We start from the raw sequence: 26,841 nt of genomic DNA, 5'->3' as shown, positions 1-26,841 counted from the left end.
AATACCTTCCGGCCATCTACATACACGCGAATACCGTCATCTGCTCCTGCACGAAGAATATAATCTCCTGCCGGTAAACGCTTCGCTGTCACGTATCTTGCCGAGAAGTTGTCAGATCCGATTTGTCCCGGCATAGGCGAACCGCGGCCGTTATCTTCTAATAAGCCGTTCTCCGCAGATGGCTTGATCGTTTTCGCTGCAACTGGCGGTCCGGATGGGTTTTTCCCTGGATAATAGTACGCTAACCAGCTGTCAAACGGTACAACATCCGAGAATATCGCTGCCGATCCGACACCTTCCATATAGCTCGTTTTCACTGTATGCTGACCTGCCGCCACGTTTGGCACAATAGCGCGGTCCGCTTGCGCTGTATACCCGCTCCAGCGGTCAATTACAGGCTTTCCGTCCATTTCCACCTTTACTCCGTCATCCGCAAACGTCTGAACGAAGTAGTCGCCTGCCGCCAATGATTTAGACTGCGTAAACAGTCCGTTAAAGTTATCTGCCGGAAAACCGGATGGGCTTCCTTCACCCCAGTTGTAATGTACTTCTCCGCCATTTTGGATAAAAGTTGGCGGGGCTGCATCCACTTGCGTAAACGGCACAAGTAGCTCAGAAGCCAAAACAACTGCACAAGCAGTTTTCCAAAACTTTTTCACTAGAACACATACCCTCCTTTTGAAAACTAGTAATCTTTTTAAGGAGTGCAGGAGATGCAAGGTTTAAGCCATCTTTATTCATATATATATATGAGTGAATGATAATTTCGACATTTCCATGTACTATGTGCAACCAAAAGGGAGTATTATATACTTCTTATCTCTGGTTTACCCTTGCATGAACCACTACAAAGGATTGACCGCTTCTGCACGTCGCCGGATGATCTCTTCCTGCTATCAAAAGACGGTTTTTTATTCACTTGTATATACATTCAAAAAGAAAGGAAAAAATACGATAACCCGATCTTCCGACTCCCTATTTTATATTACTATTTTTATAGACAAAAAGAGATATTTTCTAATAAAATCTAACAAATTATGATAAATTTCGGGAAAATATAAAACAAAAAAGGAATTTCCACGATTCTGGAAATTCCTTTTTATACTTACTTATTGACTGCAAAGTTATTCAAAATAGCTTCTACAATACGTTCGGATGCATGACCGTCTCCATAAGGGTTAGACGCTTGCGCCATTCTGGCATGGGATTCTTCACTTGACAATAACTCATCTGCCAGCTCAAATATTGTTTCTTCCTCTGTACCTGCAAGCTTTAACGTGCCTGCATCAATACCTTCTGGACGTTCTGTTGTGTCACGAAGCACCAGAACCGGAACCCCGAGAGAAGGAGCTTCTTCCTGCACACCGCCAGAATCCGTTAAAATAAGATAAGAGCGGGCGGCAAAGTTATGGAAGTCAATCACATCAAGCGGTTCAATCAAATGAATGCGCTCATCATTGCCGAGGATATCATTTGCGATTTCACGAACGACTGGATTCATGTGAACCGGGTACACAACCTGAATGTCTTTATATTTATCAACCAAACGCTTAATCGCACGGAACATGTTACGCATCGGCTCACCAAGGTTTTCCCGGCGGTGCGCTGTCATTAAAACAAGGCGGTCTTTTCCGATTTTCTCTAAAACAGGATGCTCATACGTTTCTTTTACCGTTGTTTTTAAAGCATCGATAGCTGTATTTCCTGTGATGAAAATTGCCTGCTCTTTTTTATTTTCACGCTGCAGATTTGTTGCTGATTTTGCAGTTGGCGCAAAATGCAAATCTGCAAGTACGCCCGTCAGCTGGCGATTCATTTCCTCAGGATATGGAGAATACTTATCCCATGTACGCAATCCTGCTTCTACGTGCCCAATCGGAATTTGATTATAAAATGCTGCAAGACTTGCGATAAATGTTGTTGTCGTATCACCGTGTACAAGTACGATATCCGGTTTTGCTTCCTTCATTACAGCATCTAAACCTTCCAGACCGCGTGTTGTAATATCAAGCAGCGTTTGACGGTCCTTCATAATATTCAAATCATAATCTGGTGTAATACCGAAGATATGTAAAACCTGGTCCAGCATTTGCCGATGCTGTGCAGTTACTGTTACGATTGATTCTATTTGCTCCGGATGCTTTTGCAGTTCCAATACAAGCGGCGCCATTTTAATAGCTTCCGGACGTGTGCCAAAAATCGTCATAACCTTGATACGTTCTTTCATGCTTTTCCCTCACTTTGTCAGTCGCTTGCACGACAATCTCTAGTTTCTTTATTATATTACAATAGAGCACAACGCAAAATACAAAAATTGGATTTGTTACAAAAAAGAAAAGTCCCATCATACCGGTACTTATACAGATATCTTCTTTCTGAGCACAGCGGCACGACCTATGGAATAATAATCCATTTCATATCGTTCTACAGCATCTAAGGAGTAACAATTCCTACCGTCAAATAATAAAGGATTTTTCATGAGTTGAACATATTTTGCTAACGGATATTGCTTAATGCTGTCCCACTCAGTTACAAGAAAAGCTGCATCCGCCCCTGTAAGAGCTTCGTCCAAGTCTTCTGTATAAACAATACTTTCAGGCAATACAGCTCTAGCATTGTGAATTGCCTGGGGGTCATAAGCAATGATATGCGCCCCGGCATCCAATAGTTGCTTGGCAATTACAAGCGAAGGCGCCTCCCGCATATCATCCGTATTCGGCTTGAATGCCAGACCAAGCAGCGCAACTTTTTTGCCGCGCAGATTTATCACTCTCTCCGCCTTTTTTACAAGCGATGCTTGCTGTTTATTATTTACCTCAATTACCGCCTTTAACAATTGAAAATCATAATGAACATTCCCTGCAATTTGAACAAGCGCATTTGTATCCTTTGGAAAACAAGAACCCCCATAGCCGATGCCTGCATGTAAGAATTGATTGCCTATCCTCTTGTCTAGTCCCATCCCAAACGCCACATCTTCTATATTCGCGCCTACTTTTTCACAAATATTTGAAATCTCATTTATAAAGCTGATTTTCGCAGCCAAAAATGCATTGGATGCATACTTAATCAACTCTGTGCTCCGCACATCTGTTTTAAATATAGAAATGTTAAGAGGCTTATAAATCTCTTCTATTATAGCTGCCGTTTCCTCACAATCTGCCCCGATTACAATCCGATCTCCATGGAAAAAATCGTGTATACCTGCCCCTTCCCGCAAAAACTCAGGATTGGAGGCAACGTCTACTATCACGTCAGCCTGCAAATGCTGCAGGATTGTTTTCTTAATATAATCATTCGTCCCTACTGGAACCGTACTTTTCGTCACAACAATCACAGCTTCGGTAATATGCTCGCCAATTTCCTCGCAAGCGCGCGCGATATATGTTAAATTGGCAGATCCGTCCGGATTTGGCGGTGTTCCAACTGCAAGAAAAATAATATTCGCCTTCCCGTAGGCTTGTTTCGGACTAGTTGTAAAAGAAAGGCGCTCTTCTTGAACCGCCTCCTTCATCATATCCGCCAAGCCTGGTTCATAAATAGGAACAATGCCCTGCTGCAGCTGCTCAATCTTATCTCTATCAATATCCAGGCATGTAACCGTATGACCAATATGCGCCAAGCCTACGCCTGTCACGAGCCCCACATATCCCGTCCCCACAACCGTAATATTCATCCAAGCACCTCTCCATATGCTTTTTTGCTGTTACTGTACAGGATTTCTCATACACCTTCAAATCATTTATTTTCAGTCTTTACATATCCATTATAACTTTACAGATTCAAAAATATTTTTAAGACTATGTAAAGCAATTATAAAGCTGTTGTTCGTTCTGCGATTCTTGGTTCACAAAAAAGGAAGAGGTTGAAAATCGCCATTCTTGCCATACATATTTATTTTATGAGCTCTCTATACAGATCCTTGTATCGGTCAATCATCACATCATTGCTGAATTTCGCATAAAAATCTTCCTTTGCTTGCCTTGCCAGCTCTTGACGTTCTTTCTCATCCTCAAGGAGACGCTTTATTCTTTCTGTTAAAGCATTCGTATCTTTTGCATCGACAAGATAGCCATTTTGACCGTCTTGAATAACTTCTGCCGTATTTCCTACTCTTGTAACCACACTGGGCTTCTCGTGCGCCATTGCCTCAAGCAGCGTTAACGGCGCACCTTCCCAGAGCGAAGACATTACAAATATATCCATAATCGCAAACAAGTCGCTGACCTGCGATACATGTCCCAGAAAATAAACGTTGGCTGCATCCTTCGCGTATTCCTTCAGATGCTTTGCATAATCTGCTTCTCCTTCACCCGGAATAAGAAACACAAGATTATCAAACTGCTCATTGAGCTTTCTCGCTGTGTCTATAAAATATTCAAGCCCTTTTTGCACATCTAATCTTGATAGCGTGCTGATTACCGTACTATTTACTGGAATACCAAGTTCTTTTTTTATCTCTTCGCGCGAACGAAAAGAAGGAACGAGCCGCTCCGGATTGATGGAATTGCGGATTGCAATCTGTTTTGATTTGTTAAACAGGAAAAAGTGCTTTTCATTAAATTCCTTTACAGCATCTGACACAGCGACCACTGCATCTGCGCGATTCAAATAATAGCTGTATTTCAATTTACCCCATGGGTTAACAAAAAAACCGTACGTATTATGGACTGTCTCGATGACTTTTACGCCGCATGCTTTTGCAGCAGCAATCGCTTCAAAGCAGAAATGTGCCTGTACAAGATCAAATCCTTCTCGTTTGATCAAGTCTGTAAGCTTTTGAATTCTGTCCTGTTTCATAGGTGCGGAAAGGTCGTGGTATGCAAAGCCGTTTCGTTCCATTCGACTGCTCACTTCTCCGCTTTTAAATGATGCCGCCTGCACATGAAAATCTGCATCATTTGTATGCTTTACTAAATTATAAATCACTTCCTCCAAACCGCCTTTATCAAGAGCTTCGGAAACGTGTAAAATTTTCATTCTTTTTCTCCCTTTTCTTACAAAATGCGAATGCCTTGCCTGCGCAGAAATACATATTCACGCACCGTAATACTGAGCTCCGTCAGCAAAACAGCGATTGCTGTTCCTACATAGCCATATTGCGGTACAAGAAAGACCGTCAATACTAAATTGATGATAACCGTTATAAGCATGATACGCATAAATGCCTTTTCATAACCGAACGTAATCATCGTTTGAACGCCGAACAGGTTATTCAATCCAATAATGATAGGCAGAAACGATAAGATACGAAGAGCAAGTACCACTTGCTCGTAGTGAAATCCATAGAAAATCGTCACGATAAATTCCGCCAACACAATTGTGACAACTGTGATTGGCACTGTCACGAGAAGAACGGCCCATAGTGATTTACGCAAAAATTGAACCGCCTGCTCTTTTGATTCATGGGCAAGCGAGCTAATATGCGGAAATAAAGCACCGGCAACGGGATTTACCACACTTACAGCCGCATTGATAAGCTTTTCAGCACCTCCGTAATAGAAAACCTGCTTTTGATTTGCAAATAATCCTAGTAAAACAGTATTTCCTGCAGTAAAAGCACTTACAGCCGCATTAGAAACAAATACGCTCCAGCCCTGGCGAAGTTGATATTTAACGTCCGTCAGCTTTGGTGAAATCCACTTGATACCGAACTTATATCGAACCATAAAAAGCGATATAACACCTACTGTAATATACCCAGCTGACAAAAGAATAGGAGAATACATTAAATCTCCCTTATCTCGAATGAATACAAAAATACCTACTGTGAAAATTGTTTTGGAAATAACATTCAAAATCGTAATGTACTTCATTTCCTCCATACCTTGAAAAAGGTATACCGGAAATAGTACTGTTCCCACTGTAATCCCAAAGAATAAAACATAAAACACAAAATGCTCATTATATTTTGGCACGATTAAGCAAATCCCTAGAAGCACGAGAAAGCTGATGACCATCAGCAGCAACTTTACTGTAAGCACTGTACTGTGAATACGCCGTATTTGCTCCTTATCATCCCGTGCAATCGCGATTTGCTTCGTCGCCATTAAGTTGAAACCGTAATCCGTAACTGTCACAAAAATAACATTCATTGCTTGACCTGTAAAAATTAAACCCTGACTTGTGCTGCCGAGCACCCTTGTTAAATACGGTACGGTGAGCAAAGGTAAAATGTAGTTTAACCCTTGTAGTATAGCTAATGAAAGAAAATTAGAGAAAAGCTTTCGTTTCGTTGACATAGTTCACCACTTCATCAAAAATTTCTAAACAAAAAAAGGCACGCTGCAGCTTGCATCATGCATGATGTGCCCTTATTTTTCTATTTTATTTAGTATATTCATTCATTTTCTTTTCCATAAACTGCAATAAAGATGGGCGAAGTTCTTCGTTTTGCAGGGCAAATTCAATCGTTGTTTCTACAAACCCGATTTTTTCCCCAACGTCATAACGCTTTCCTTCAAACTCATAAGCAAATACGCGCTGAATGCCGTTTAAGCTTTCAATGGCATCTGTTAATTGAATCTCTCCTCCTGCACCAACCTGCTGCTTGTCCAAAAACATGAAAATCTCCGGTGTTAAAATATATCTTCCTATAATAGCAAGGTTAGAAGGAGCAGTGCCGGGAGCTGGCTTTTCCACAAACTTCCGCACCTGATAACGGCGGTCGTATTGTTCAATCGGATCGATAACACCGTAGCGATGCGTCTCCTCGTCTTTTACATTCATAACACCAATTACAGAAGATAATGTCTTTTCATATTCATCCATCAACTGGCGCAGACACGGACGCTCTGCCTGTACAATATCATCTCCAAGAAGAATTGCAAACGGCTCATCACCGACGAAGTTACGGGCACACCATACAGCATGACCCAGCCCTTTCGGTTCTTTTTGACGAATATAATGGACATTTGCCATGCGCGAAGATTCCTGCACCTTCTCAAGCAGCTCATACTTTCCCTTTTCAAGCAAGTTCTGTTCAAGATCAAATGCATGATCAAAATGATCTTCAATAGCACGCTTTCCTTTTCCTGTTACAATGATAATGTCCTCAATCCCTGAATCAATTGCCTCTTCTACTATGTATTGAATGGTCGGCTTGTCCAAGATTGGAAGCATTTCTTTTGGCATTGCTTTCGTCGCCGGCAAAAAACGCGTTCCCAAGCCGGCTGCCGGAATGATGGCCTTGCGGATTTTTTTCAATTTTGATCCCTCCCAAATAAACAACCAAAGCCTGTATCATACTAATCATACAGTGTTGTGCCTCACTTTGAAAATACCGTCATTATACCATATTCCCTCTTTTTCTGACTATGTTCTCTTATAACCCTGCCGATTGTCGAAAAAATTAAAGACAAATTGTAACATATTTCACGCTTCGGTAATGAATTTTACAATAAAAAAAAGATTGAATTATGCCTTTTTTGTGTTACGATAACTTATGAATTAAAAATATGGAATTTAAACCTGCACATAGTTTTGTTTAAATGGTTGAAACTATACTTAAGGGTGGGGTATTAGTGAACTTGCAAATGATTTATGCTTTTTTTGCATCTTTAATCACAGTACTGCTCGTTACCCCTTTCGTTATCAAACTCGCGTTTAAAATTGGTGCCGTTGATAAACCAAATGCAAGAAAAGTACATCAAAAGATTACGCCTCGTCTCGGCGGACTCGCAATTTTTATTGGAGTAGTCGTAGGGTACTTTGTCAGCGGATTGTATAATGAGCGAATGACAACGATTGTGGTGGGAGCCATTATTATTGTAATTATCGGGATTTTGGATGACATATATGAACTGTCGCCAAAGTGGAAGCTTCTTGGTCAAGTAGCCGCTGCTGTATTGATTGTGAAGAGCGGTTTAACAATAGACATTCTCAGTATTCCGTTTTCAGATAAATATTATCATCTTGGTATACTGTCTTATCCACTCACGATTGTTTGGATTGTGGGCATTACGAATGCTATTAACTTAATTGATGGGCTTGACGGCTTATCTGCTGGCATTTCCTCTATTGCGCTTGCTACAATCGCATTTATGGCATTTCAAGGAAATATAGTGCTCATTCTGACGATTGCAGTGATTGTAATTGCCAGCACAATCGGATTTTTGTTTTACAATTTCAATCCGGCAAAGATTTTCATGGGGGATACCGGCGCTTTGTTCCTCGGATATTGTATTTCCGTTCTATCATTGCTCGGACTGTACAAGAGCATAACGCTGTTCAGTTTGCTCGTTCCTATCATCATTTTAGGCGTTCCGATTTTTGACACGACATTTGCGATTATCCGTCGCATCGTAAACAAAAAGCCGATTTCGGCACCAGACAAATCTCATTTGCATCACCGTTTGCTTGCAATGGGTTTTTCCCATCGTAAAACGGTGCTTCTGATTTATGGATTTGGTATCTTCTTCAGCGTAAACGCAATTATCTTTTCGAGTTTAACGCTTTGGCAGTCGGTCTTGATTTTGTTCGTCTTAATCTTAGTCGGCGAAATTATCGCAGAGTTGATTGGACTTGTACATGAAAAGTACAAGCCCATTATTACGATGTACAGAAAAGTAAAAAGCCGTCTGGATAATTATTGATATTCCTTAATCCGCTGCTCAAACGAGCAGCGGATTTTTTGTTTCCAAAAACTGTTTTGATTATGTTTGGGAGATTAGAACAACATAAGCATATGACTACATATACGCAAGGTGAACATTATGGCAAATACATGGCGACTCCTCTTTTTCCTATGCATGCTGCAACTTGTTTTCTTGCCATCCCTCACAGACGTTTCCGTATCCTCTGCTATCCTGCAAAGCCGTCTGGACTGTCCGGCTATGCAGCAGCTTCATGCTTCACCTGTTGAGGAGATGACAAGCACACTGCTAAAATCAACGCGCAAGATTGCTTATGTAACATTTGACGACGGCCCAAACCGTTATACACCGCAAATCTTAAACATCTTACAAAACGCGCATGCAAAAGCAACTTTCTTTGTTATCGGCGGCCGTGTACCCCGTTATTCGCAAACGATGAACCGTATCATAAGAGAAGGTCATTACGTCGGGCTGCACAGCATGTCTCACAATGCCAAACGGCTGTACAGCGGTGATCCGTCCCTGCTTATTACAGAAATGGATCGCACGCGGCAGCTCGTTTTAACAACAACCGGCTTAGATACACACCTTGTTCGTGTCCCATACGGAAGCAAGCCTTACTTGATTGATACATATCGTGATGCACTTGTCGGTTCCCGCTTCAAACTGTGGGATTGGACCATCGATACGTACGATTGGAAACAAGGAAGTACATCTGTTTCTGTTTTACAGGAAATCAAAAAGCAATCCCATCGAAACGTAGAAGTCATTTTACTTCATGACTCCAGCCTTACCGTACAAACACTGCCAAAAATCATTGAATATCTTCGGTCCATGGGCTACATATTGCTTCCGTATAATCCGGCTTCACATGAAGAAGTCAACTTCTGGCATGACGCTAGACTCTAAAGAAAAACGGAGCCGGCGGAGTTAGACATCATCATGAAAGGTGGAATCGGCTTGTTCAGGCGCTAGACATGCCGTCTATTTTATACTCTCTCATCTTTCAATGAAAAACAGGTGCTGCATGCACCTGTTTTTCATGAACTATATATGAGTGAATGATAAATTCGACATTTCCATTCAAGCGTGTGAAAGGCACATTCAAACGGTAAGCGAGGGTGGTTCATATAGTTTTAGAGAATACAAAAAGGTACCCGCGAGGATACCTTTTTGTAAAATAAGCTTTACTTTTTATATGCTGATGCCTCTGGCGCAGGATGATACAGCTCCTGCACTAAACGATCATATTCTCTTCTTGTAATCTCCTTATTGTAAAGTCTCAATAGCAAGTCTTTATGCGCTTTAGAGAACGCCATCTTGCTGATTACCTCCGGATACATATAAAGCCCCCTTCAACCGACACAAACTTACGTTCGTATTATATTATAGAACAGCTCTTTGAAGAAATCAATCCTCATATATAGAGGAATCGTTATTTTATATATTTGAGTTGATAATACCACCTAGCCTTTGCATATATGCAAATTTGCATGTTTTTGAATAATTTTCCTGAGTGTGTAAGAAAATACTGGTAAAACAAGAAGGAGAAAGTAAAGATGGATACAGTTACGTTATCACGGGCGTTCTTCGGTACATCCCTTGCTTTTCATATCATCTTTGCAACATTAGGGATTGGGCTTTCACTTATGATTTTACTGTTTGAGATTATGTATCAATGGAAAAAAGATCCTGATTATGCGGTAATGGCCAAGCGCTGGACAAAAGCGTTTGCGATTCTTCTTGGTGTCGCAATTCCGACCGGCACCATTGTCGGGGTACAAATTGCTTTGCTTTGGCCCGGATTTACAAAAATCGTAGGACAGGTTATTTCCCTTCCGTTCCAAATTGAGATTTTTGCGTTTTTCTTAGAAGCATTGTTCATGTCTATTTACGTGTATGCAGCCGACAAATTATCAGCATTTTTGCGAATGCTTTCTCTCGTTTTCGTTATGCTTGGTGCTACTGCTTCTGCTGTTTTAATCACATCTGCAAATACATGGATGAACACGCCTGCGGGGTTTTCCATGAAGCCGGATGGTACAATTTTTGACGTAAATCCATGGAAAGCCTTCTTTAATCCCAGCTTCTATACTGGTTCGGCACATGTTGTTGTCACAGCATATGCGACAGGTGCAGGGGTTGTGGCAGCCATTGCGGGGTACAAACTTCTAAAACGCAATAAAAGCGAGCGCGAAATCGCTTATCATAAAAAAGGATTGCTTCTCAGCTTAATTGTGACATTTTCCATGGGAATGCTCATGTGGGTATCTGGTCACGCTTCTGCTGTCAATCTGCATGAGCATTCACCGGAAAAGCTGGCCGCAGCGGAAGGATTATTTGAAACACAATCGCACGCACCGCTCGCTATCGGCGGCTTTGTGGATCCTGAAACAAAAAAAGTGAAATACGGCATTGAAATTCCGTGGGCGCTCAGTATATTGGCAGGATTCACTCCGGATACAGTAGTAAAAGGGTTAAATGAATTCCCGTCGGAAACATGGCCTCCATTTTATACGCATGTATTCTTTAATCTCATGGTAGGCGCAGCAAGCATATCTACAGGTTTTTCAGCAATCGCTCTCTTGTATTGGTATTTCATTCACTACAAGCGCAGCGGGCAGCTGCCCAAATGGCTCCTCTGGACCATCGTCTCCATCGGTCCGATTTCGATACTTGGCATTGAATTTGGCTGGATTTTCAGCTGCAGCGGCCGCCAGCCATGGACAATTTACGGGTTTCAAAAAACGACTGAAGCTGCAACGCGGGCAGATTTTGTCGCTCCGATGTACATGCTGTTTATCGTGCTTTACGTTTTCCTTGGGGCACTGACTGTTACCGTGCTGCGCACCTTCTTTAGACGCCATCCTCTTTTGCCTGAACTTGAATCAAATGGAGGAAAAACATCATGAATGAACAAAGCATTGCCATCCTTATCCTATGGGCCGTTATATTCGCTTACAGTATCCTCGGCTCCATTGATTTTGGCGCAGGCTTCTGGGCCATGATATATGCCAACCATAAATCGCTGGCAAGTAAAATCGCAAACCGGTATTTATCGCCTACATGGGAGCTAACGAATACTGTTCTTGTATTTGTAGTTGTCGCTTTTATCGGATTCTTCCCAAAGGCTGCCTTTTCGTTGGCAACGGTTATGTTCGCACCTGTTACGCTGATCCTTGTCTTAGTTGCAATTCGCAGCACATTCATGGTGTTTGCTTATTCCTTGCCGCGTTATGAAAAAATACTGCGCGTCATATCGGGCATCACAGGACTATTGATTCCGGCCCTTCTAATCACTGTACTGCCCGTAACGGAAGGCGGCTATGTGGATTTTTCGGGGGAAACGGAAAAGCTTTTGTACAGCAAGCTGGTTTCAAGTCCGGCCGTATATTTTTATATGCTGTTCGGCCTTACATCCGAGCTCTTTCTTTCCTCCCTCTTTCTCGCTGACTTCTCCCGAGAGCAAGGATCGGAAGAAACGTATCGGGTGTACCGTATGAGCGCCATTTTGCTTGGGCCGGCAACTCTTCTGACTGCCATTATTGCACTCGTCGCCACTGATATAGAAGCCAGCTGGTTCTTGAACAATCTTGTAAAGCAAATTCCGTTCTTTGCAATTTCGCTCATTTTCTTTATCGTCGGATACACGTCCTTGTGGTGGAACAACAGGATTCATAACTCGCTTGGCTGGCCGCGCATCGCCGTCTTGGCTGTCATCGCACAATATGCGTTTGCCAGCTACGGATACGGCGCTGCGCATTTGCCGTATCTCGTTTATCCGAAAGTTATAGTGGATACGAGCTTTACCACAAAAGAAACATTCTATGCGCTCCTCATTTTATACGCTGTCGGCATCGCAATCTTGCTTCCAGGATTTATCTTCTTCTGGAATCTGTTCTTGAAGGATCGGACATTTATCAAGGGAAAGTAAAAAAAGCGGAGCCGGCTCCGCTTTTCTTTATATCTAGCTCCTCCGGCTAGGCGCTGCCACCTAAGAACCTCCGCCTGAACGAGCCGGATCCGCTTTTCTTTATGGAATCATCCAAGTTAAGAAGTAAGCTTGTACGTAGGTGATGATGCCTACGAGGATAACGAAGAATAAGCTGTGTTTCACTGTGAAGCGGAATAAATCAGATTCTTTGCCTACCAATCCCACAGCCGCACATGCGATTGCGATGGATTGAGGAGAGATCATTTTACCTGTTACGCCGCCTGTTGTGTTAGCCGCTACAAGCAATACTTCCTTCACGCCGATTTGCTGTGCGGTGATGTATTGCAGGTTGGAGAACAATGCGTTTGCAGATGTATCTGAGCCTGTTAAGAATACACCTATCCATCCAAGGAACGGCGAGAAGAACGGGAACAGGTGACCTGTTTTGGACAATGCCAATGCGAGTGTAGAAGAAAGACCCGAGTAGTTTGCGATGAACGCAAAACCTAATACTAGACCGATAGACAGGATTGGGAACGCCAATTCTTTTAACGTCTCGCCGAAAGTTTCAACCGCTGCCTTCGCGCTCATGCGCAATACAACCATAGAGATAAGAGCTGCAATTAAGATTGCTGTACCTGTTGCAGCTATGAAATCGAGCTTATAAATCGCCTCATATGGAGCAGGCTTCTTTACGATTGGCGTATTTTTTAAAACTAAGTTATCTAAGCCTGTTACATGGAACTTGAGTATCGAGCTTTCCAATGCGCCGCCGGGGCCGAACAATGCTTTAAAAGATTTTTGGCTCCAAATGATAATCATTACAGTCAAAATAATGAACGGAGACCAAGCTTTAATCACCTTGCCTGCCGTTAAATTCTTCATTGTCCCAGCATCAACCGCAGCGGCACTTTCTGCATGACCGCTGCTTGTACGATAAATTTCCTTTGGCTGCCATACTTTCAAAAACAGCGCCAAGCTCACAAGACTCACTAATGCGGATGTGATATCTGGAAGCTCAGGTCCAAGGTAAGTTGCTGTTAAGAACTGAGATACCGCGAACGATCCGCCTGCTACCAATAGAGCCGGCCATGTTTGTTTTACGCCTTTTAAGCCGTCCATTAAGAAAACGATAAAGAATGGTACGAATAAGGATAAAAGCGGTAGCTGGTGGCCTGCCATTTGACCGATTTTATGAGGATCGATGCCCGTTACTTGTCCTGCAACTGTAATCGGAATCCCCATTGCGCCGAATGCTACCGGAGCTGTATTGGCAATTAAGCAAAGTCCAGCTGCATATAATGGATTTAAACCAAGACCTGCCAGGAGCGCTGCTGTAATTGCTACCGGAGCACCGAAGCCGGCCGCACCCTCAAGGAACGCACCGAAAGAGAAGCCAATTAAGATTACGAGTAATCGGTGGTCATTTGTAATAGAAAGGACCGAGGAACGGATCACATCAAATTGTCCTGTTTTCACAGAGATTTTATACAAGAATACGGAAGTGATAATAATCCAGGCAATCGGCCATAAACCGTATCCGAATCCGTAAACAGTTGCCATAACCGCCATTGCAGCCGGCATTTTATAAACGATAAGTGCAACTGCTAAAGTAAGTAATACGGTGATCAGACCTGCAGTATAACCTTTCATACGGAACACGGCCAACGCTAAAAAGAAAAATACGATTGGGATAAGCGCAACTGCCGCAGAAATCCAAATGTTACCGAGCGGATCATAGACTTGTGTCCAAGTTTGCATAAATTCCTCTCCTTTTCTGTTCACTGTCATTTGTTTGAATTGCACTTTACAATGATGACCAGATGAGTTGTTCATATGGTCATCAGACCTTTAATCCAAAAATAAAAGCGATTTCATAAAGCGTTTTCATTTTTGATATGTATACTGTAGCATACCTTTTTTATTTTAAACAGGTATTTTAACAAATTTTCTCACAATTACGAAGCAATTCCATACAAAAAGCAGATTGAGCACTTTTTCCTCAACCTGCTTTTTTACTTTGAAGATGCTTGACAAGTGAATGTATGATGTAAGGCATCCTGCATTCCTTTCTCTTATAGCACAATCTCTTTTGTATTGCTTCAAACAAGAAACATAGGCGAAGCGCACTCATCCTTATGCATCAAGATTCAAATTCGACACCACTTTTTCAAGCTTCTCAAACAGCGGCGGCCTCGCTTTATTGACTGGCGTAAAGTATACAAACAATACATTTCGCTTCACCATATAAACCGGAATGAGGAAATCCCATTCCGTGGATGGCTTCTCCAGTTCTTTTTTTGCCGCATTCGCTTCCTGCACAGAAGAAAATATATAGATTGCCAGTGTATCCCCGTTTCCTGTGTCATAATAACGCTGCGGAGCAGAAAGCGAAATCGGAGAAGATTCCGCTTTTAAAACAAGCTCGTAGCCCGCCTGCTTCCATCCATCTTCCGCCTGTTGGAAGAGCTTTTCACTCGATACCGCAAATACGTCTTTATCCGCCTGACATCCACACATGAGAAACAACAAAGCAAGACCAATAGAAAGACTCCTCACAATATCACTCCTTTTTTATATTATAGGGAATTTATTCCTGTTCCACACGTATTTCAACTCTACGAAAAATGATAGCCTTTTGGCTGTCATCATCAAGTAAAAAACCATGCGATCCAATAATATAAACATAAAAGAGTGAAGAGTACGGTCAGCGGAATTACAATAATCGTAACCCGGATATATTGTCCCCAGCGAATCGAAACTTTTTCTTTCCGTAAAATCCCCATCCAAATGAGCGTTGCTAACGTACCAATAGGCAGTAAAAGCGCACCGATATCGCTTCCCACGATATTAGCTAAATACATGACTTTTAACGTCAGCGGACCTAATCCCATTTCTGTCAGGGTAATCGTTCCAATCATTAAAGCCGGATGATTATTGAAAATGTTCGACAGGATAGACAATACACTTCCCATCACAACACTTGTATACAGCAAGCTATGCGATACAACCGGTTTCAGGATATGCACGAGAAGATCTGTTAAACCAATGTTACGTAAGCCATAAATTAAGATATACATAGCAAAAGCAAATACCAGAATATGCCAAGGTGCCTTTCGTAAGATATCTAATGGGTTTTGACGCAGCTTATACCAGCGCCACGCCAATAGCATAAGAGATCCGACTACTGCCACGATTTCTATCGGCACACCATAATAAGAGGCTACAAACAAACCGATACGTACAGCAAGGACGAAAAATAGAATGTTTCGCATAAACCTCACTTGCTTTGCTTGCTCCTGCGCTGACAATTTCGCCTGCTGCGGATGATGATGCCGCGGTCTTTGTATCAATTCCTGTACAGACACGGATTTTCTAGGCAGCACTTTAGGTAAATCCTTATAATACACAACAAAAAGAAGTGCCGCCAGGAATAGCAATCCTAGCGAAACAGGCACAAACATCATCGCTGTATACGAATACAAATCCATGTTGACGATTTTTAAAGCGATGAGATTCACGATGTTGCTTACGCCAATTGGAGCGCTTGAGGCTGTAGCGACCAACGCACCGCTTACAAGGTATGGAATTTTCTGATGTTGCTTCAGCCGCATATGCTTAAAAAGGAGAAGAAGAATCGGCGTTGTAATCAGGATGCTGCCATCGTTATTAAAGAACAGTGTCATCAAAAAGCAAAGTAAGTTTGTAAGCCAAAAGAGACGGATGCCAGAGCCCTTAGACCAATTCACAAGCACAGCTGCAGCCCAATAGAAAAAGCCAAAACTTTCGAGTACGACGGCCATCACGATAGTCGCTATTATAATAAGAGCGGCACCGCTCACCTTTTCTGAAATCGTGAACAAGTCTTGCATCGAAACCGTCCCGGTAAGTAAAACAAGGCATGCTCCGACAGAAGCGGGAATTGCCTCGTTCAGCTGCTTCGGGCGCCAAAAAATTATGCACATCGTGACAAGGAACAATAGAACTGTAATAATAGATTTTGCATCTAGCATGAGAATCACTCTTTCCTTACATCACGTTAAAGAGATATCTGATTATATCGTATTCGTCTGCTGAACAAGTGCATGGATGTTTATCTATCTCGTCCAAAATGTGTGCAAAAAAAGAACTTGCCAGGCAAGTTCTTTTAGGTAAGGATGATATCTTTATCAGGCTTCTATACCATTTCCTTTCTACTTCACAGCTCCTAGCACTAAAAGAACCGCTACAACAGCCGGAATTGAAAAACACGTCCTCAATATATGAAGCAAGCCATTTCCGGGGCTGTGATTGCCATTCTTCCGAATATCCCCTATATGAACAAAGCCGCAGCCCAGCCAAACGCTGAGAACACCCAATACGCCGAGCGCAAAGTCAGCGTATCCTACTTCCTTTTGAAACAAATTTGAGCTCCAGCCGATATATTTTGCCATCATTTCTGTATGAAACAAGTGACCGAATCCAAACCACATGCTGGCAAATACATTATCGGTATCCCTCATGAACCTCCCCCACTTACCGTTACACACCATTCACACGCTTGAAGTGGGGTATTCTCGCCTAATTTATGATAAAAAGTCAGCTAATTAAAAAACTATTTCACCATTAATACCAAATGGTTTCTGCATACTTATAGGCGTCGCTATATAGAAGAAAAAGTATCTGGAAGCTGAAGTGTAGTAGAGTCTAACACCCGAATCCGATGAAAGAGAGCAGTACATTGGTGAGGAAGCTTTTCAGAAGCATGTAGCTTTTGATTGAGAGAGGGAATCCTTTCGGAGGTATGGGCGGGATTCTGCCAAGTTATATATGAGTGAATGATAATTTCGACATGTTCATGTGCTATATGTAACGAAAAGGGAGTATGGTATGCTTCTTCTCTCGGGTTTACCCTTGCATGAACCAAAGGTTTGACCGCTTCTGCACGTCGCCGGATGATCTCTCCCCACTATCAACGGTTTTTTTATTCACTTGTATATATATAAGTCCACTTTGTTATTCCGACATATCTATCGTTTGCCACGTAGAACAAAAGGGAAACTGCGCTCGCTCCCTCTCTCTCTCCCTGCATGGGCCACGAAAAGGGTTTGACCGCTTCTACGCTTAGTCGGATGCTCTCTCCCCCCTAAAAGAAAAGTTTTTATGTCGATTTTTTTAGTTGCATTTATATAGAATACGCTAGGATCACTAGTGTTTTCATATGTAGTGTTCTACTTATTTTTAAATTTAATTGTACATACAAGTGATTGTTCCTCTCTTATCCCCGTAAAAAAAGACTCCTGTTCATTCTAAACAAGAGTCTTACCTTCTCCGTCTTTTCCTGTGAAACAATCGCTTTCGTTTCGTGTTTAAAACATCCGCCATAATATGCAGCGCACTCGCTGTAATAATTCCTAACAAGATAGTCAGCAGCTCTGGTTTGTGCTGTTCCATCATCATAGGCAATTGTCCGTCTAATACATTTTTATTCAATATGTACAAAAAAGGCGACAATACAAGCAGCAAGTACAGCACACGAATTAAGTCGCCAATAATAAACGTATGCGTCAATACAGATCGGTGCGGCATAACGGCTTGATACGGGTACCAAAGAATGCGCAAAGGTCCCCATGAACGGTACGGTGAACTATGCGTATCCAAATCCGGACTTAGCAAATAAGTCCCGGCTACGAATCCCCCGCTAAACCAAAGCAAAAAGCCCCAGCTTGTAAAACCGTACGAAACGAGAAGAAAGACGAGAACGGGAAGGGCGATTAAATTCAGCTTCGTATGCGTTTTTCCTGAAGGCATAGGCTATTTCCTTTCTCTGGTTGCTCGAATTCTCATTTTCTCAATTTTATATATATAATGCAAGCCTTTCATCCAACAAAACTTTAACATCGTAAAGAACTTTGACATATACTGCATTGTACCGGTTTCATCAGAAACGAGGAAACCGAGATACCGGCACTCTCCTCATATTAGGCGCTTTCCATAGAGAAAGCGCCTTTTTTGCGAAAAAGGCGCTCTAGTGCTTCAATTTTAGCTTTTGATCTATTTCCGACGTATCCACGTCATCTCCGAACCAACCTGCAAGCTTTGTCCTTGCCTGCTCCTTCACATCATCATCAATATACATCGCTGCCTGTACCAAAGCGATGCTCAGCACCCCCAAGTCATCGGTATATCCAATTCCGGCCAAAATATCAGGAATTGCATCCACCGGCGCAATGAAGTAAGCAAGTGCCCCGATAATCGTTGCTTTTGTCCGCTTTGGCACTTCAGGCTTTTTCAGTACATAAAACAGCAGCAAGCCTGAATAAATGACAAGGTGTCCCGCTTTCTTTGCGACGTGCTTTGTTTTATGCCAAAATGCTTCTGCAGAGAATTTCTGTTTCATCAAAATTCCTCCAAGCCTATTTTTCCCTTCATTATATAGCAAAAACTTATATATCCCAAATAGCTATATATAAGTGAATGATAATTTCGACATGTCCATGTGCTATGTGCAACCAAAAGGGAGTATGGTATGTTTTTTCTCTCTGGTTTACCCTTGCATGAACCAATACAAAGGTTTGACCGCTTCTGCACGTCTTTTAATCTCTCCCCACTATAAAAGGACGTTTTTTTATTCACTTGTATATAAAACGAATCAGTAACAGTTTGTTAGAATGGCGTCACTGACTGCCTCTACCTCTTTTGCTGCAGCAATCATAATGACATCTGCGCTGCTGTTAGACATAGTAAAGAAAATCCAGTCCGCTCATATCAGGAAAAAAATATCAAGTAAAATTAAGTCTGGCTGCTAAATCCAGCGAATATGTTATATTTTTTAGTTGACGAGCATATAAACCAGTGTTAAAGTGTTCTTTGCCAGTCCAATCAGACGTTCTAAAATATACATAACGAAATGTCATATTCCTAATAAAGTAAATTTGTTGTATAATGTTTAAATGTTATTACTCGGAGATGAACACAGTGAGGAAACTTGCAAGTATTGCATAGTTGAATACTTAACATGGGCACTTGCAGAACTCCATGGAAAGTACGCTATGTATTTTTTTATTTGCCGGGCTCCTTTTTTCTATGGGGTCATATAGAAAGAAAGGATGAAAGGGTGGGAACGGATGAAAGAGTCATTGAAAACACAATTTAAAAGTATACGTTTTACATTGCTAGCAGCGCTTCTTGTATGGTTGAAAACATATATTGTCACTCGTGTAAGCTTTGATTTAAAACTCGAGTCTTTCATGCAAGAGTTTATTTTGTTTATCAGCCCTCTTGCGTCTTCTTTATTATTAGTAGGACTCTCGTTGCTTGCGACAGGCAATAAGCGAAACTATATTGCGATTTCTATTAACTTCTTATTAACAATTATTTTGATTGGAAACGTAGCGTTTTACGGCTTCTTTAACGACTTCGTTACTTTGCCGGTATTAACGCAGACGTCCAATTTCGGCAGCCTTGGCTCCAGTGCGAAGGAGCTTATGAGCTTTAAAGTGCTGGCTGTATTCGCCGACATCATCTTCTTGCTGTTCTTGGTAAGAAAGAAAAAGGACTTTGCGCAAACAGCGCGTGTAGCACGACCAGTAAAAGCGTTATATTTCTTAACAACAGCATCTGTATTTTTTGTGAACTTAGGACTCGCAGAAGCAGAGCGTCCAGAATTGTTAACTCGTTCCTTTGACCGCGTCATGCTTGTTAAAAACTTAGGCTTATACGTTCACCAAGTGTACGATATCGGCTTACAGGCAAAATCAAGTTCACAAAAAGCATTCGCAGACGGCAGCAAGCTTCAGGAAACTCAAAACTACGTGAAAGCGAATGAAGTGAAGCCGAATCCTAACATGTTCGGCGCTGCAAAAGGAAAGAACGTAATTGTAGTATCTCTTGAATCTACACAATCATTCTTAATTAATGCAAAAGTAAACGGACAAGAGGTAACGCCTTTCTTGAATCAATTTACAAAAGAAAGCTATTACTTCGAGAACTTCTTCCACCAAACAGGACAAGGTAAAACATCTGATGCAGAGTTCATGGTAGATAACTCTCTGTATCCGTTAGATCGCGGTGCTGTGTTCTTTACACACTCAAACAACGAGTTTGTGGCAACGCCGGAAATCTTGCGTCAGCAAGGATACTATACAGCTGTATTCCATGCAAACAACGCAACATTCTGGAACCGCAACATGATGTACCCTGCTTTAGGATATGATCGTTATTTTAACGAATTGGATTACAAAATTACCCCGGAAACCAAATTAAGCTGGGGATTGAAGGATACAGAGTACTTTGATCAATCAGTAAATATGCTCAAAACGCTAAAGAAGCCGTTCTATACTCGCTTCATTACGTTAACAAACCACTATCCGTTCTTATATGATGACAGCACGAAGCTAATCGAGCCATTCAACTCCGGCGACGGCACAGTGGACCGCTACTTCGTAACAGCTCGTTATATGGACGAGGCATTGAAGCATTTCATTGAACGCTTAAAAGCTCAAGGCTTATATGATAACTCAATCATTGTATTCTACGGTGACCACTATGGCATTTCTGAAAACCATAACCGTGCAATGGCACAGTTCTTGGGCAAACAAGAAATCACACCGTACGATCATATGAATTTACAGCGTACACCATTGTTCATTCACGTTCCCGGCCAAACAAAAGGGCAAACAATCTCTGCTCCTGCAGGTGAGATGGATGTAAAACCGACAATCTTGAATCTGTTGGGCGTAGATACTTCTTCTGATATTGAGTTCGGTCATGACTTATTCGCACCGGAACGCAAACCGTTCGTTGTAATGCGTGACGGAAGCTTTGTTACTGACAAATACTTTTATTATAACAACACATTCTACGATCGCCTGACTGGCGAACAAGCACAGGTGCCGGCAGATGAAGCAAAAGCAATGACGGATCGTACGCAAAATGAGCTTCATATGTCTGATAAAATCATCGAAGGCGACCTGCTTCGTTTCTTTGAAGGAAACAAGATTAAAACAGGTACTGTGAAAACAATCATTAAAGAAAATACGAAAGAATAAGGACGATGCTTCGGCATCGTCTTTTTTGTTATGGTCCATAGAGCTTACATGAACCTCCCTCAAAAAGATGGTTTTTTTATTCACTTGTATATAAGCACTATACTAAACTTGTCTAGATGATGTCCCTATATAAGTCCGCTTTGTTATTCCGCCATATCTGTCGTTTGCCACGTAGAACAAAAGGGAAACTGTGCTCGCTCCCTCTCTATGGTTTACTCCTGCATGGACCACGAAAAGGGTTTGACCGCTTCTACGCTTAGTCGGATGCTCTCTCCCACCTAAAAGAAAAGTTTTTATGTCGATTTTTTTAGTTGCATTTATATAATTGCAAGTGCTATACCCTCCTTATGTAGCACATTCCGCAGAAGCGTGGTTTTTTTTCTCGTTAAAGAAGGATTCTCTCCAAAAACCGCTAATGTTTTAATACAAAACGCTAAGCGGATGGGAGAGGAATATATGAGTCATGAACCGATTATTTTATTCGAAGGAAAACTAATAGATACGAGAGAAAAACAGCCTTCCGTTGCGCTGGAGGAGCGCGGTCTTCAATTTGGAGACGGCGTATATGAAGTCATTCGTCTCTATAACGGCACATTCCACTTGCTGGATCCGCATCTTGCCCGTCTGTACCGCTCCATGGAAGAGATTGAAATTACCCCAACATTTTCTAAAGCGGAGCTTATACACTGGCTGTACGAGCTTACAGAACAAAATAACTTTAAAACGGACGGCATCATTTATTTGCAAATCTCCCGCGGGGTGCAGCCCCGCAATCACATTTTTTCCTTAGACCTTACACCTACGTTATATGCTTATATTGTCCCGAAGGAACGCCCTGTCAAGCTAATGGCAGAAGGAATTCATGCTTGCACTGAGCAGGATATACGCTGGCTGCGCTGTGACGTAAAGTCGCTGAATCTGCTGCCGAACGTATTGGCGCGCACAAACGCAGAGCGAAAAGGCTGCCAGGAAGCTCTCTTCATCCGCAAAAGCATCGTTACAGAAGGCAGCCTTTCTAATTTCTTTCTCGTCAAAAATAATATCTTGTACACACATCCAGCCGATCACCTTATTTTAAACGGCATCGTGCGTCAATACGTATTATCTCTTGCATCAAAACTGCATATTCCAGTGCGCGAAGAGCTGTTTGGCGTACGCGACGTGCAGCTCGCGGATGAAGGCTTCTTTACCGGCACGACTATAGAAGTGCTGCCGATGACACATTTGGACGGCTCTCCGATTGCAGGAGGGCATGTCGGTCCTATTACAAAAGCCTTGCAAAAAGCATTTCAGGACAATATTCCAATCCAAGAAAAGCGCAGCCGGCTCGTTTAGGCGCAGCGGTCAAGGTTCTCCGCCCTAAAAGGCGCTTTTTGCCTTTTTGTGGCGGGGAATGCGGCAGTGCCTTGCCGGCGGAGCTATATATAAATGATTTATAAAAAGTTATACTTTCCATAAGAAAAAGGTCGTGACACGCACGACCTTTTTCTTATGGCTGAAATGGCTTCAAATTCGAGCGGCGAAGCTTTGATTTTTCTTCGTCGGACTTCTTGAAATCATATTGATAAATGGCACTCTCCCAGTCGCCGTACATCGGATTCGGGAAAATGATGAGCTTGTCGCCAAACTCCGCTTTCTTTTGATCTGTAATTTGATTGCGCTCTGTCACGGTTTTATTATCAAATCCGCTGAAATCAGCTAAATTGTCCCCGAACAACAAGACAATCTCATGCGTTTGCGCAACCTTTTGACGGCGTGCTTCCTTTCCCTTTTCACCCGGCTGCTGAAGCAATACATGATCCATATTTGCTTGCGGCGCACCGATGCGCTTTAGGTTTTTTAAAGTCGCCTCGCCTTGGGCTGCTTTGCGGTTGGAAATATAATAAATATCCACGCCCTTTTGATCCGCATACTTCAAAAAGTCAATGGCGCCGGGAAGCGCTGCCGCCTCTGCTCTTTGAATCCATTCCTCCCACTTCGCAGGATAACCCTGACCCGTTTTAACAGCCCAAGCCTGAACCGGACTGTTATCGAGTACTGTTTCATCCAAATCAAGGACTACTGCCGGCTTTTTCATCATCTGTTTCGGCTTCTTTCGAAGAGCTGCCTCAAGCTTCATTTTTCCGATGTTGTACCCTTGGTAATAAAGCGCTCTTGCCTCGCCCGATGTTTGATACCAAAGCACTGACATCGTATTTTGCTCCTGCAGATTGCCGGGCGGTGCCATTGCACCGGCGCTAAAGCTGGACAAGGAAAGAGACAATACTGCTGCCGAACATAATGCTATGATCTTCTTCATCCTAAACCTCCTTTATAATCCGTTTTTTAGTATGCAAAAAAAGAAGGAATTCACTCCTTCTTTTTCATCCTTGCGTTTTCCTATCGGTCTGTTTTAGGTATCCGCTTTATCATTTCTTCAATCATATATCCTGCATTTTTCGCCGCAAGCTTCACAAAGTTTTGATAAGCCTCACCCGCTCCACTGCTGGCCGGGTCGGAAATGGAACGGATGATAACATACGGTACGCCATTTAAATAAGCAACCTGGCCGATTGCCGCTCCCTCCATTTCAACAGCATCTGCCTTGAATGTATCTACAATATACTTCTTTCTCTTCTCATCGGCTACAAATTGATCGCCGCTCGCAATGCGCCCCACGTACGTTTTCACATTCGGCAAGCCTTTTGCCGCCTCTTGCGCTAAGCGCACAAGACGTTCATCCGCCTTGTAGTAAATCACATCCGAATCCTCAAATTTTCCAGGCGGCTGACCGATGGCGGTCTGATCCACATCATGCTGCACAGAATCCTTGGAAATCAAAATTTGTCCTACCTTCAGCTCTGGATTTAATGCTCCGGCTACACCGGAATTAATGAGAAAGTTTGTCTTATATAAGGTTATCAAAATTTGTGCCGCTACTGCAGAATTCACTTTTCCGATGCCAGAACGGACAAGTACAATATCAATGTCATTCAGCTTTCCTTTATAAAACGTGAATCTTGCCAGCTTTTCCACACTCTCGACCTTCATCTTAGAGCGAATTAGCTCAACCTCCTCCTCCATCGGAGCGATAATGCCTACCGTAAGCGGCTTCTTGGCTTTCTTCGTCTCCGCTGCCAACCCGTGCGGCAGTGCACAGTTTAATAACACAAATATAATCAATAAGATTCTTGCATATCTCATCTTCCAACCCTCTTCTCTAATTCATTTTTCTTAACTTAAGTTCTTATAGTTTGCTTCAAAGAAAATATTTATATAAGTCCACTTTGTTATTCCGACATAGCTATCGTTTGCCATGTAGAACAAAAGCGAAACTGCGCTCCCTCTCTCTCCCACCTAAAAGAAAAGTTTTTATGTCGATTTTTTAGTTGTATTTGTATATACAGCTAACAAATAATTGATTTTTAATAGTTTTTTCATATGCAGATTGCTCGATATGTATTGACATGTCTCGACAGCTATTTTAGTATTTTTTAAGGTTGGAAAATCTTTCTTTTCCAATAAATATACAATAGAAGGGAATTTGGGGAATATGAAAAACGTTCTCGCCAGTATTGCCGCAGTGTCTGTAGTAGGTGGAACTGCTGTCGATGTAGCACAGGCAGCTCCGAATCAAACCCAAGAAGCTACTGCCCAAGCAGTACAAAACGAGACTCAGACGGCAAAGTATACGGTTAATGCGGATGCTCTTCGCGTTCGTACAGGACCAAGCACATCAGATGGCGTTCTTGGTCTCGTAGGCAACGGGCAGTCACTGCAGGTTACAGGAGAAGTAGATGGTTGGTATAAGGTAAATTACAATGGGCAAACGGCATATGTCAGCAAAGATTTCGTCACAGCTACAGCCGCTCAGCCAAGTGGAGAATATACAGTAAACGTATCCTCCCTTCGCGTTCGTACAGGTCCAAGCACATCGCACGGGGTCTTGGGATCTCTTGCTAAAGGACAAGCTGTACAAGTAACGGGAGAGGTACAGGATTGGTACAAAATTTCGTATGACGGCCAAACGGCATACATAAGCAAAGACTATGTATCCAAAGGCGCGCAGACACAAGCGCAGCCGGAAATCACTGTAAAAACAGATGGAAGCTATATCGTCAATACGGATGCTCTTCGTATTCGCAAAGGTCCGGCAACATATCATCCGGTTATCGGAGGTGTTCTAAAAGGGCAAACTCTGAAAGTAACAGGAATTGAAAACGGCTGGTACAAAGTGGACCGCGGCGGCACAACAGGATATGTAAGTGCTGAATTTGTTACGTTTGTACAAGGACAACAGCCCGTTCAAATGGAAGATTACTATGTAAGCGTAAGCGCGCTGAATGTAAGAAGCGGCGCGGGGACAAATTACGGTGTAATCGGGGTCGTGACACAAGGACAAAAGGTACAAGCTTCCGGCGAGCAATCCGGCTGGCTTAAAATCAGCTATAACGGCAAAACGGGTTACGTTACGAAGGATTTCGTATCCAAAACACTTGTCGAAAGCGCACAAACTAATAATCAGCCGGCTTCATCCGCATCGAATGCCGCTGCTCTTATAGCGTATGCCAAGTCATTAACAGGCACACCTTACGCATGGGGCGGCACAACACCGAGCGGCTTTGACTGCAGCGGCTTCATCTATCATGTATACAGCAAGTCCGGCTTCTCCTTCGGCCGCACGAGCGTAGCCGGCTATTGGAGCAGCTTAACAAAAACATCCAATCCGCAGCCGGGCGACTTAATTTATTTCCAAAACACGTATAAGCCTGGAGCATCTCATATGGGTGTATATCTCGGAAACGGCGCATTCGTGCAGGCGGGAGACAATGGCGTCGCTATAAGCAATCTTAGCAATTCCTACTGGAAGAGTCATTTCTTAGGCTATACAAAGCCTTATTAAGAGATTTACAGTTTGATAGAAAACGCGTCCTGCTTGGCAGGACGCGTTTTCTATATAAATGATTTATAATTTCGACGTTTTCATTTGCTATTTCGAACAAAACGGCATTGGCACTTACTTCCTCTCTCTGGTTTACCCTTGCATGGGCCACTACAAGGGTTTGACCGCTTCTGCACGTCGCCGGATGCTCTCGCCCCACTATAAAAAGACATTTTTTTATTCAGTTATATATATAAATACAACTATTAAGACTGCAATCTATAAGAAAAAAACCGAGTTTCCTCAGTTTTTTGATTTAAACAAACGTTTGATTAGACCGCTTATGCTTTCATTTCCATTCACATATTCTATTCATTCTCAAATTTCGCCATATGCTCTCGAGTCGGCATACCGCCCTGCGCT

The 26,841-nt window shown here is 42.4% G+C and carries 22 protein-coding genes; 7 read left to right on the top strand and 15 right to left on the bottom strand.

The window, feature by feature from the left end; translation table 11 throughout:
- The 6 genes from H540_RS29880 to galU form a co-directional block, all read right to left on the bottom strand.
- Nucleotides 1-659: hypothetical protein (locus tag H540_RS29880; protein ID WP_034671142.1), on the bottom strand; the 659-nt coding region annotated here is incomplete at its 3' end.
- Between the two features lie 446 nt (nucleotides 660-1,105).
- Nucleotides 1,106-2,227, bottom strand: a complete 1,122-nt coding sequence (gene wecB / locus H540_RS0115690) for a non-hydrolyzing UDP-N-acetylglucosamine 2-epimerase (protein WP_028401473.1) — start codon at nucleotides 2,225-2,227, stop codon at nucleotides 1,106-1,108.
- A 129-nt stretch (nucleotides 2,228-2,356) separates the two neighbouring features.
- A complete protein-coding gene (locus H540_RS0115685; protein ID WP_028401472.1) occupies nucleotides 2,357-3,676 on the bottom strand; it encodes a UDP-glucose dehydrogenase family protein in 1,320 nt (439 codons plus the stop codon).
- 218 nt (nucleotides 3,677-3,894) lie between these two features.
- Nucleotides 3,895-4,980, bottom strand: coding sequence for a glycosyltransferase (locus tag H540_RS0115680; RefSeq protein ID WP_028401471.1), 1,086 nt, complete (start codon nucleotides 4,978-4,980; stop codon nucleotides 3,895-3,897).
- A 17-nt stretch (nucleotides 4,981-4,997) separates the two neighbouring features.
- Nucleotides 4,998-6,242: a flippase gene (locus H540_RS0115675; RefSeq protein ID WP_028401470.1), complete on the bottom strand. Its 1,245-nt coding sequence runs from the start codon at nucleotides 6,240-6,242 to the stop codon at nucleotides 4,998-5,000.
- An 85-nt stretch (nucleotides 6,243-6,327) separates the two neighbouring features.
- Complete coding sequence (gene galU, locus H540_RS0115670; RefSeq protein ID WP_028401469.1) at nucleotides 6,328-7,206, bottom strand: UTP--glucose-1-phosphate uridylyltransferase GalU; 879 nt, start codon at nucleotides 7,204-7,206, stop codon at nucleotides 6,328-6,330.
- 317 nt (nucleotides 7,207-7,523) lie between these two features.
- Here galU and H540_RS0115665 point away from each other — a divergent pair, with 317 nt between their 5' ends.
- Nucleotides 7,524-8,594: a glycosyltransferase family 4 protein gene (locus H540_RS0115665; RefSeq protein ID WP_028401468.1), complete on the top strand. Its 1,071-nt coding sequence runs from the start codon at nucleotides 7,524-7,526 to the stop codon at nucleotides 8,592-8,594.
- A 240-nt stretch (nucleotides 8,595-8,834) separates the two neighbouring features.
- Nucleotides 8,835-9,503, top strand: a complete 669-nt coding sequence (locus H540_RS0115660; RefSeq protein ID WP_081415162.1) for a polysaccharide deacetylase family protein — start codon at nucleotides 8,835-8,837, stop codon at nucleotides 9,501-9,503.
- Between the two features lie 278 nt (nucleotides 9,504-9,781).
- Here the strand turns inward: H540_RS0115660 and H540_RS34070 are convergent, their stop codons facing one another.
- On the bottom strand, nucleotides 9,782-9,937 hold the full coding sequence (locus tag H540_RS34070; RefSeq protein WP_169729578.1) for a hypothetical protein: 156 nt from the start codon (nucleotides 9,935-9,937) through the stop codon (nucleotides 9,782-9,784).
- 216 nt (nucleotides 9,938-10,153) lie between these two features.
- On the opposite strand from H540_RS34070, the gene H540_RS0115650 reads away from it, so the two are divergent.
- Entirely contained in the window at nucleotides 10,154-11,506 is a 1,353-nt protein-coding gene (locus H540_RS0115650) for a cytochrome ubiquinol oxidase subunit I (protein ID WP_028401466.1), read from the top strand.
- Complete coding sequence (locus H540_RS0115645) at nucleotides 11,503-12,528, top strand: cytochrome d ubiquinol oxidase subunit II (protein WP_028401465.1); 1,026 nt, start codon at nucleotides 11,503-11,505, stop codon at nucleotides 12,526-12,528. The genes H540_RS0115650 and H540_RS0115645 overlap by 4 nt, the downstream gene beginning before the upstream one ends.
- Before the next feature lie 99 nt (nucleotides 12,529-12,627).
- On the opposite strand, the gene H540_RS0115640 is transcribed toward H540_RS0115645, so the two are convergent.
- The 6 genes from H540_RS0115640 to H540_RS0115615 form a co-directional block, all read right to left on the bottom strand.
- A complete protein-coding gene (locus H540_RS0115640) occupies nucleotides 12,628-14,289 on the bottom strand; it encodes a lactate permease LctP family transporter (protein WP_028401464.1) in 1,662 nt (553 codons plus the stop codon).
- A 375-nt stretch (nucleotides 14,290-14,664) separates the two neighbouring features.
- Entirely contained in the window at nucleotides 14,665-15,087 is a 423-nt protein-coding gene (locus tag H540_RS0115635) for a hypothetical protein (RefSeq protein ID WP_028401463.1), read from the bottom strand.
- A 92-nt stretch (nucleotides 15,088-15,179) separates the two neighbouring features.
- The gene (locus H540_RS0115630) at nucleotides 15,180-16,541 is read right to left on the bottom strand and encodes an arsenic transporter (RefSeq protein WP_028401462.1); all 1,362 of its coding nucleotides are present in this window, start codon (nucleotides 16,539-16,541) and stop codon (nucleotides 15,180-15,182) included.
- A 180-nt stretch (nucleotides 16,542-16,721) separates the two neighbouring features.
- A complete protein-coding gene (locus H540_RS0115625; RefSeq protein ID WP_028401461.1) occupies nucleotides 16,722-17,030 on the bottom strand; it encodes a DUF6790 family protein in 309 nt (102 codons plus the stop codon).
- A 799-nt stretch (nucleotides 17,031-17,829) separates the two neighbouring features.
- Nucleotides 17,830-18,318, bottom strand: coding sequence for a metal-binding protein (locus tag H540_RS0115620; protein ID WP_028401460.1), 489 nt, complete (start codon nucleotides 18,316-18,318; stop codon nucleotides 17,830-17,832).
- 217 nt (nucleotides 18,319-18,535) lie between these two features.
- On the bottom strand, nucleotides 18,536-18,907 hold the full coding sequence (locus H540_RS0115615; RefSeq protein WP_028401459.1) for a YkvA family protein: 372 nt from the start codon (nucleotides 18,905-18,907) through the stop codon (nucleotides 18,536-18,538).
- Between the two features lie 727 nt (nucleotides 18,908-19,634).
- Between H540_RS0115615 and H540_RS0115610 the strand changes: the two genes are divergently transcribed.
- Nucleotides 19,635-21,557 carry an LTA synthase family protein gene (locus H540_RS0115610; protein WP_028401458.1) on the top strand — a complete coding sequence of 641 codons (1,923 nt, stop codon included), beginning with the start codon at nucleotides 19,635-19,637 and terminating at the stop codon, nucleotides 21,555-21,557.
- A 456-nt stretch (nucleotides 21,558-22,013) separates the two neighbouring features.
- Nucleotides 22,014-22,892 carry a D-amino-acid transaminase gene (gene dat / locus H540_RS0115605; RefSeq protein ID WP_028401457.1) on the top strand — a complete coding sequence of 293 codons (879 nt, stop codon included), beginning with the start codon at nucleotides 22,014-22,016 and terminating at the stop codon, nucleotides 22,890-22,892.
- Between the two features lie 154 nt (nucleotides 22,893-23,046).
- Here dat and H540_RS0115600 read toward each other — a convergent pair whose 3' ends face one another.
- Both H540_RS0115600 and H540_RS0115595 read right to left on the bottom strand, forming a co-directional pair.
- Nucleotides 23,047-23,856: a 5'-nucleotidase, lipoprotein e(P4) family gene (locus tag H540_RS0115600; protein WP_028401456.1), complete on the bottom strand. Its 810-nt coding sequence runs from the start codon at nucleotides 23,854-23,856 to the stop codon at nucleotides 23,047-23,049.
- Nucleotides 23,857-23,936: 80 nt separating this feature from the next.
- Complete coding sequence (locus H540_RS0115595) at nucleotides 23,937-24,740, bottom strand: 5'-methylthioadenosine/adenosylhomocysteine nucleosidase (RefSeq protein ID WP_028401455.1); 804 nt, start codon at nucleotides 24,738-24,740, stop codon at nucleotides 23,937-23,939.
- Nucleotides 24,741-25,089: 349 nt separating this feature from the next.
- Between H540_RS0115595 and H540_RS0115590 the strand changes: the two genes are divergently transcribed.
- On the top strand, nucleotides 25,090-26,439 hold the full coding sequence (locus H540_RS0115590; RefSeq protein ID WP_028401454.1) for a C40 family peptidase: 1,350 nt from the start codon (nucleotides 25,090-25,092) through the stop codon (nucleotides 26,437-26,439).
- Nucleotides 26,440-26,841: the final 402 nt, after the last annotated feature.

This window comes from Ectobacillus panaciterrae DSM 19096 (assembly GCF_000430785.1).
GTDB lineage: Bacteria > Bacillota > Bacilli > Bacillales > Bacillaceae_G > Ectobacillus > Ectobacillus panaciterrae.
The sequence above is the reverse complement of the archived record's forward strand: the minus strand, read 5'-3'. Positions and strand labels throughout refer to the sequence as shown.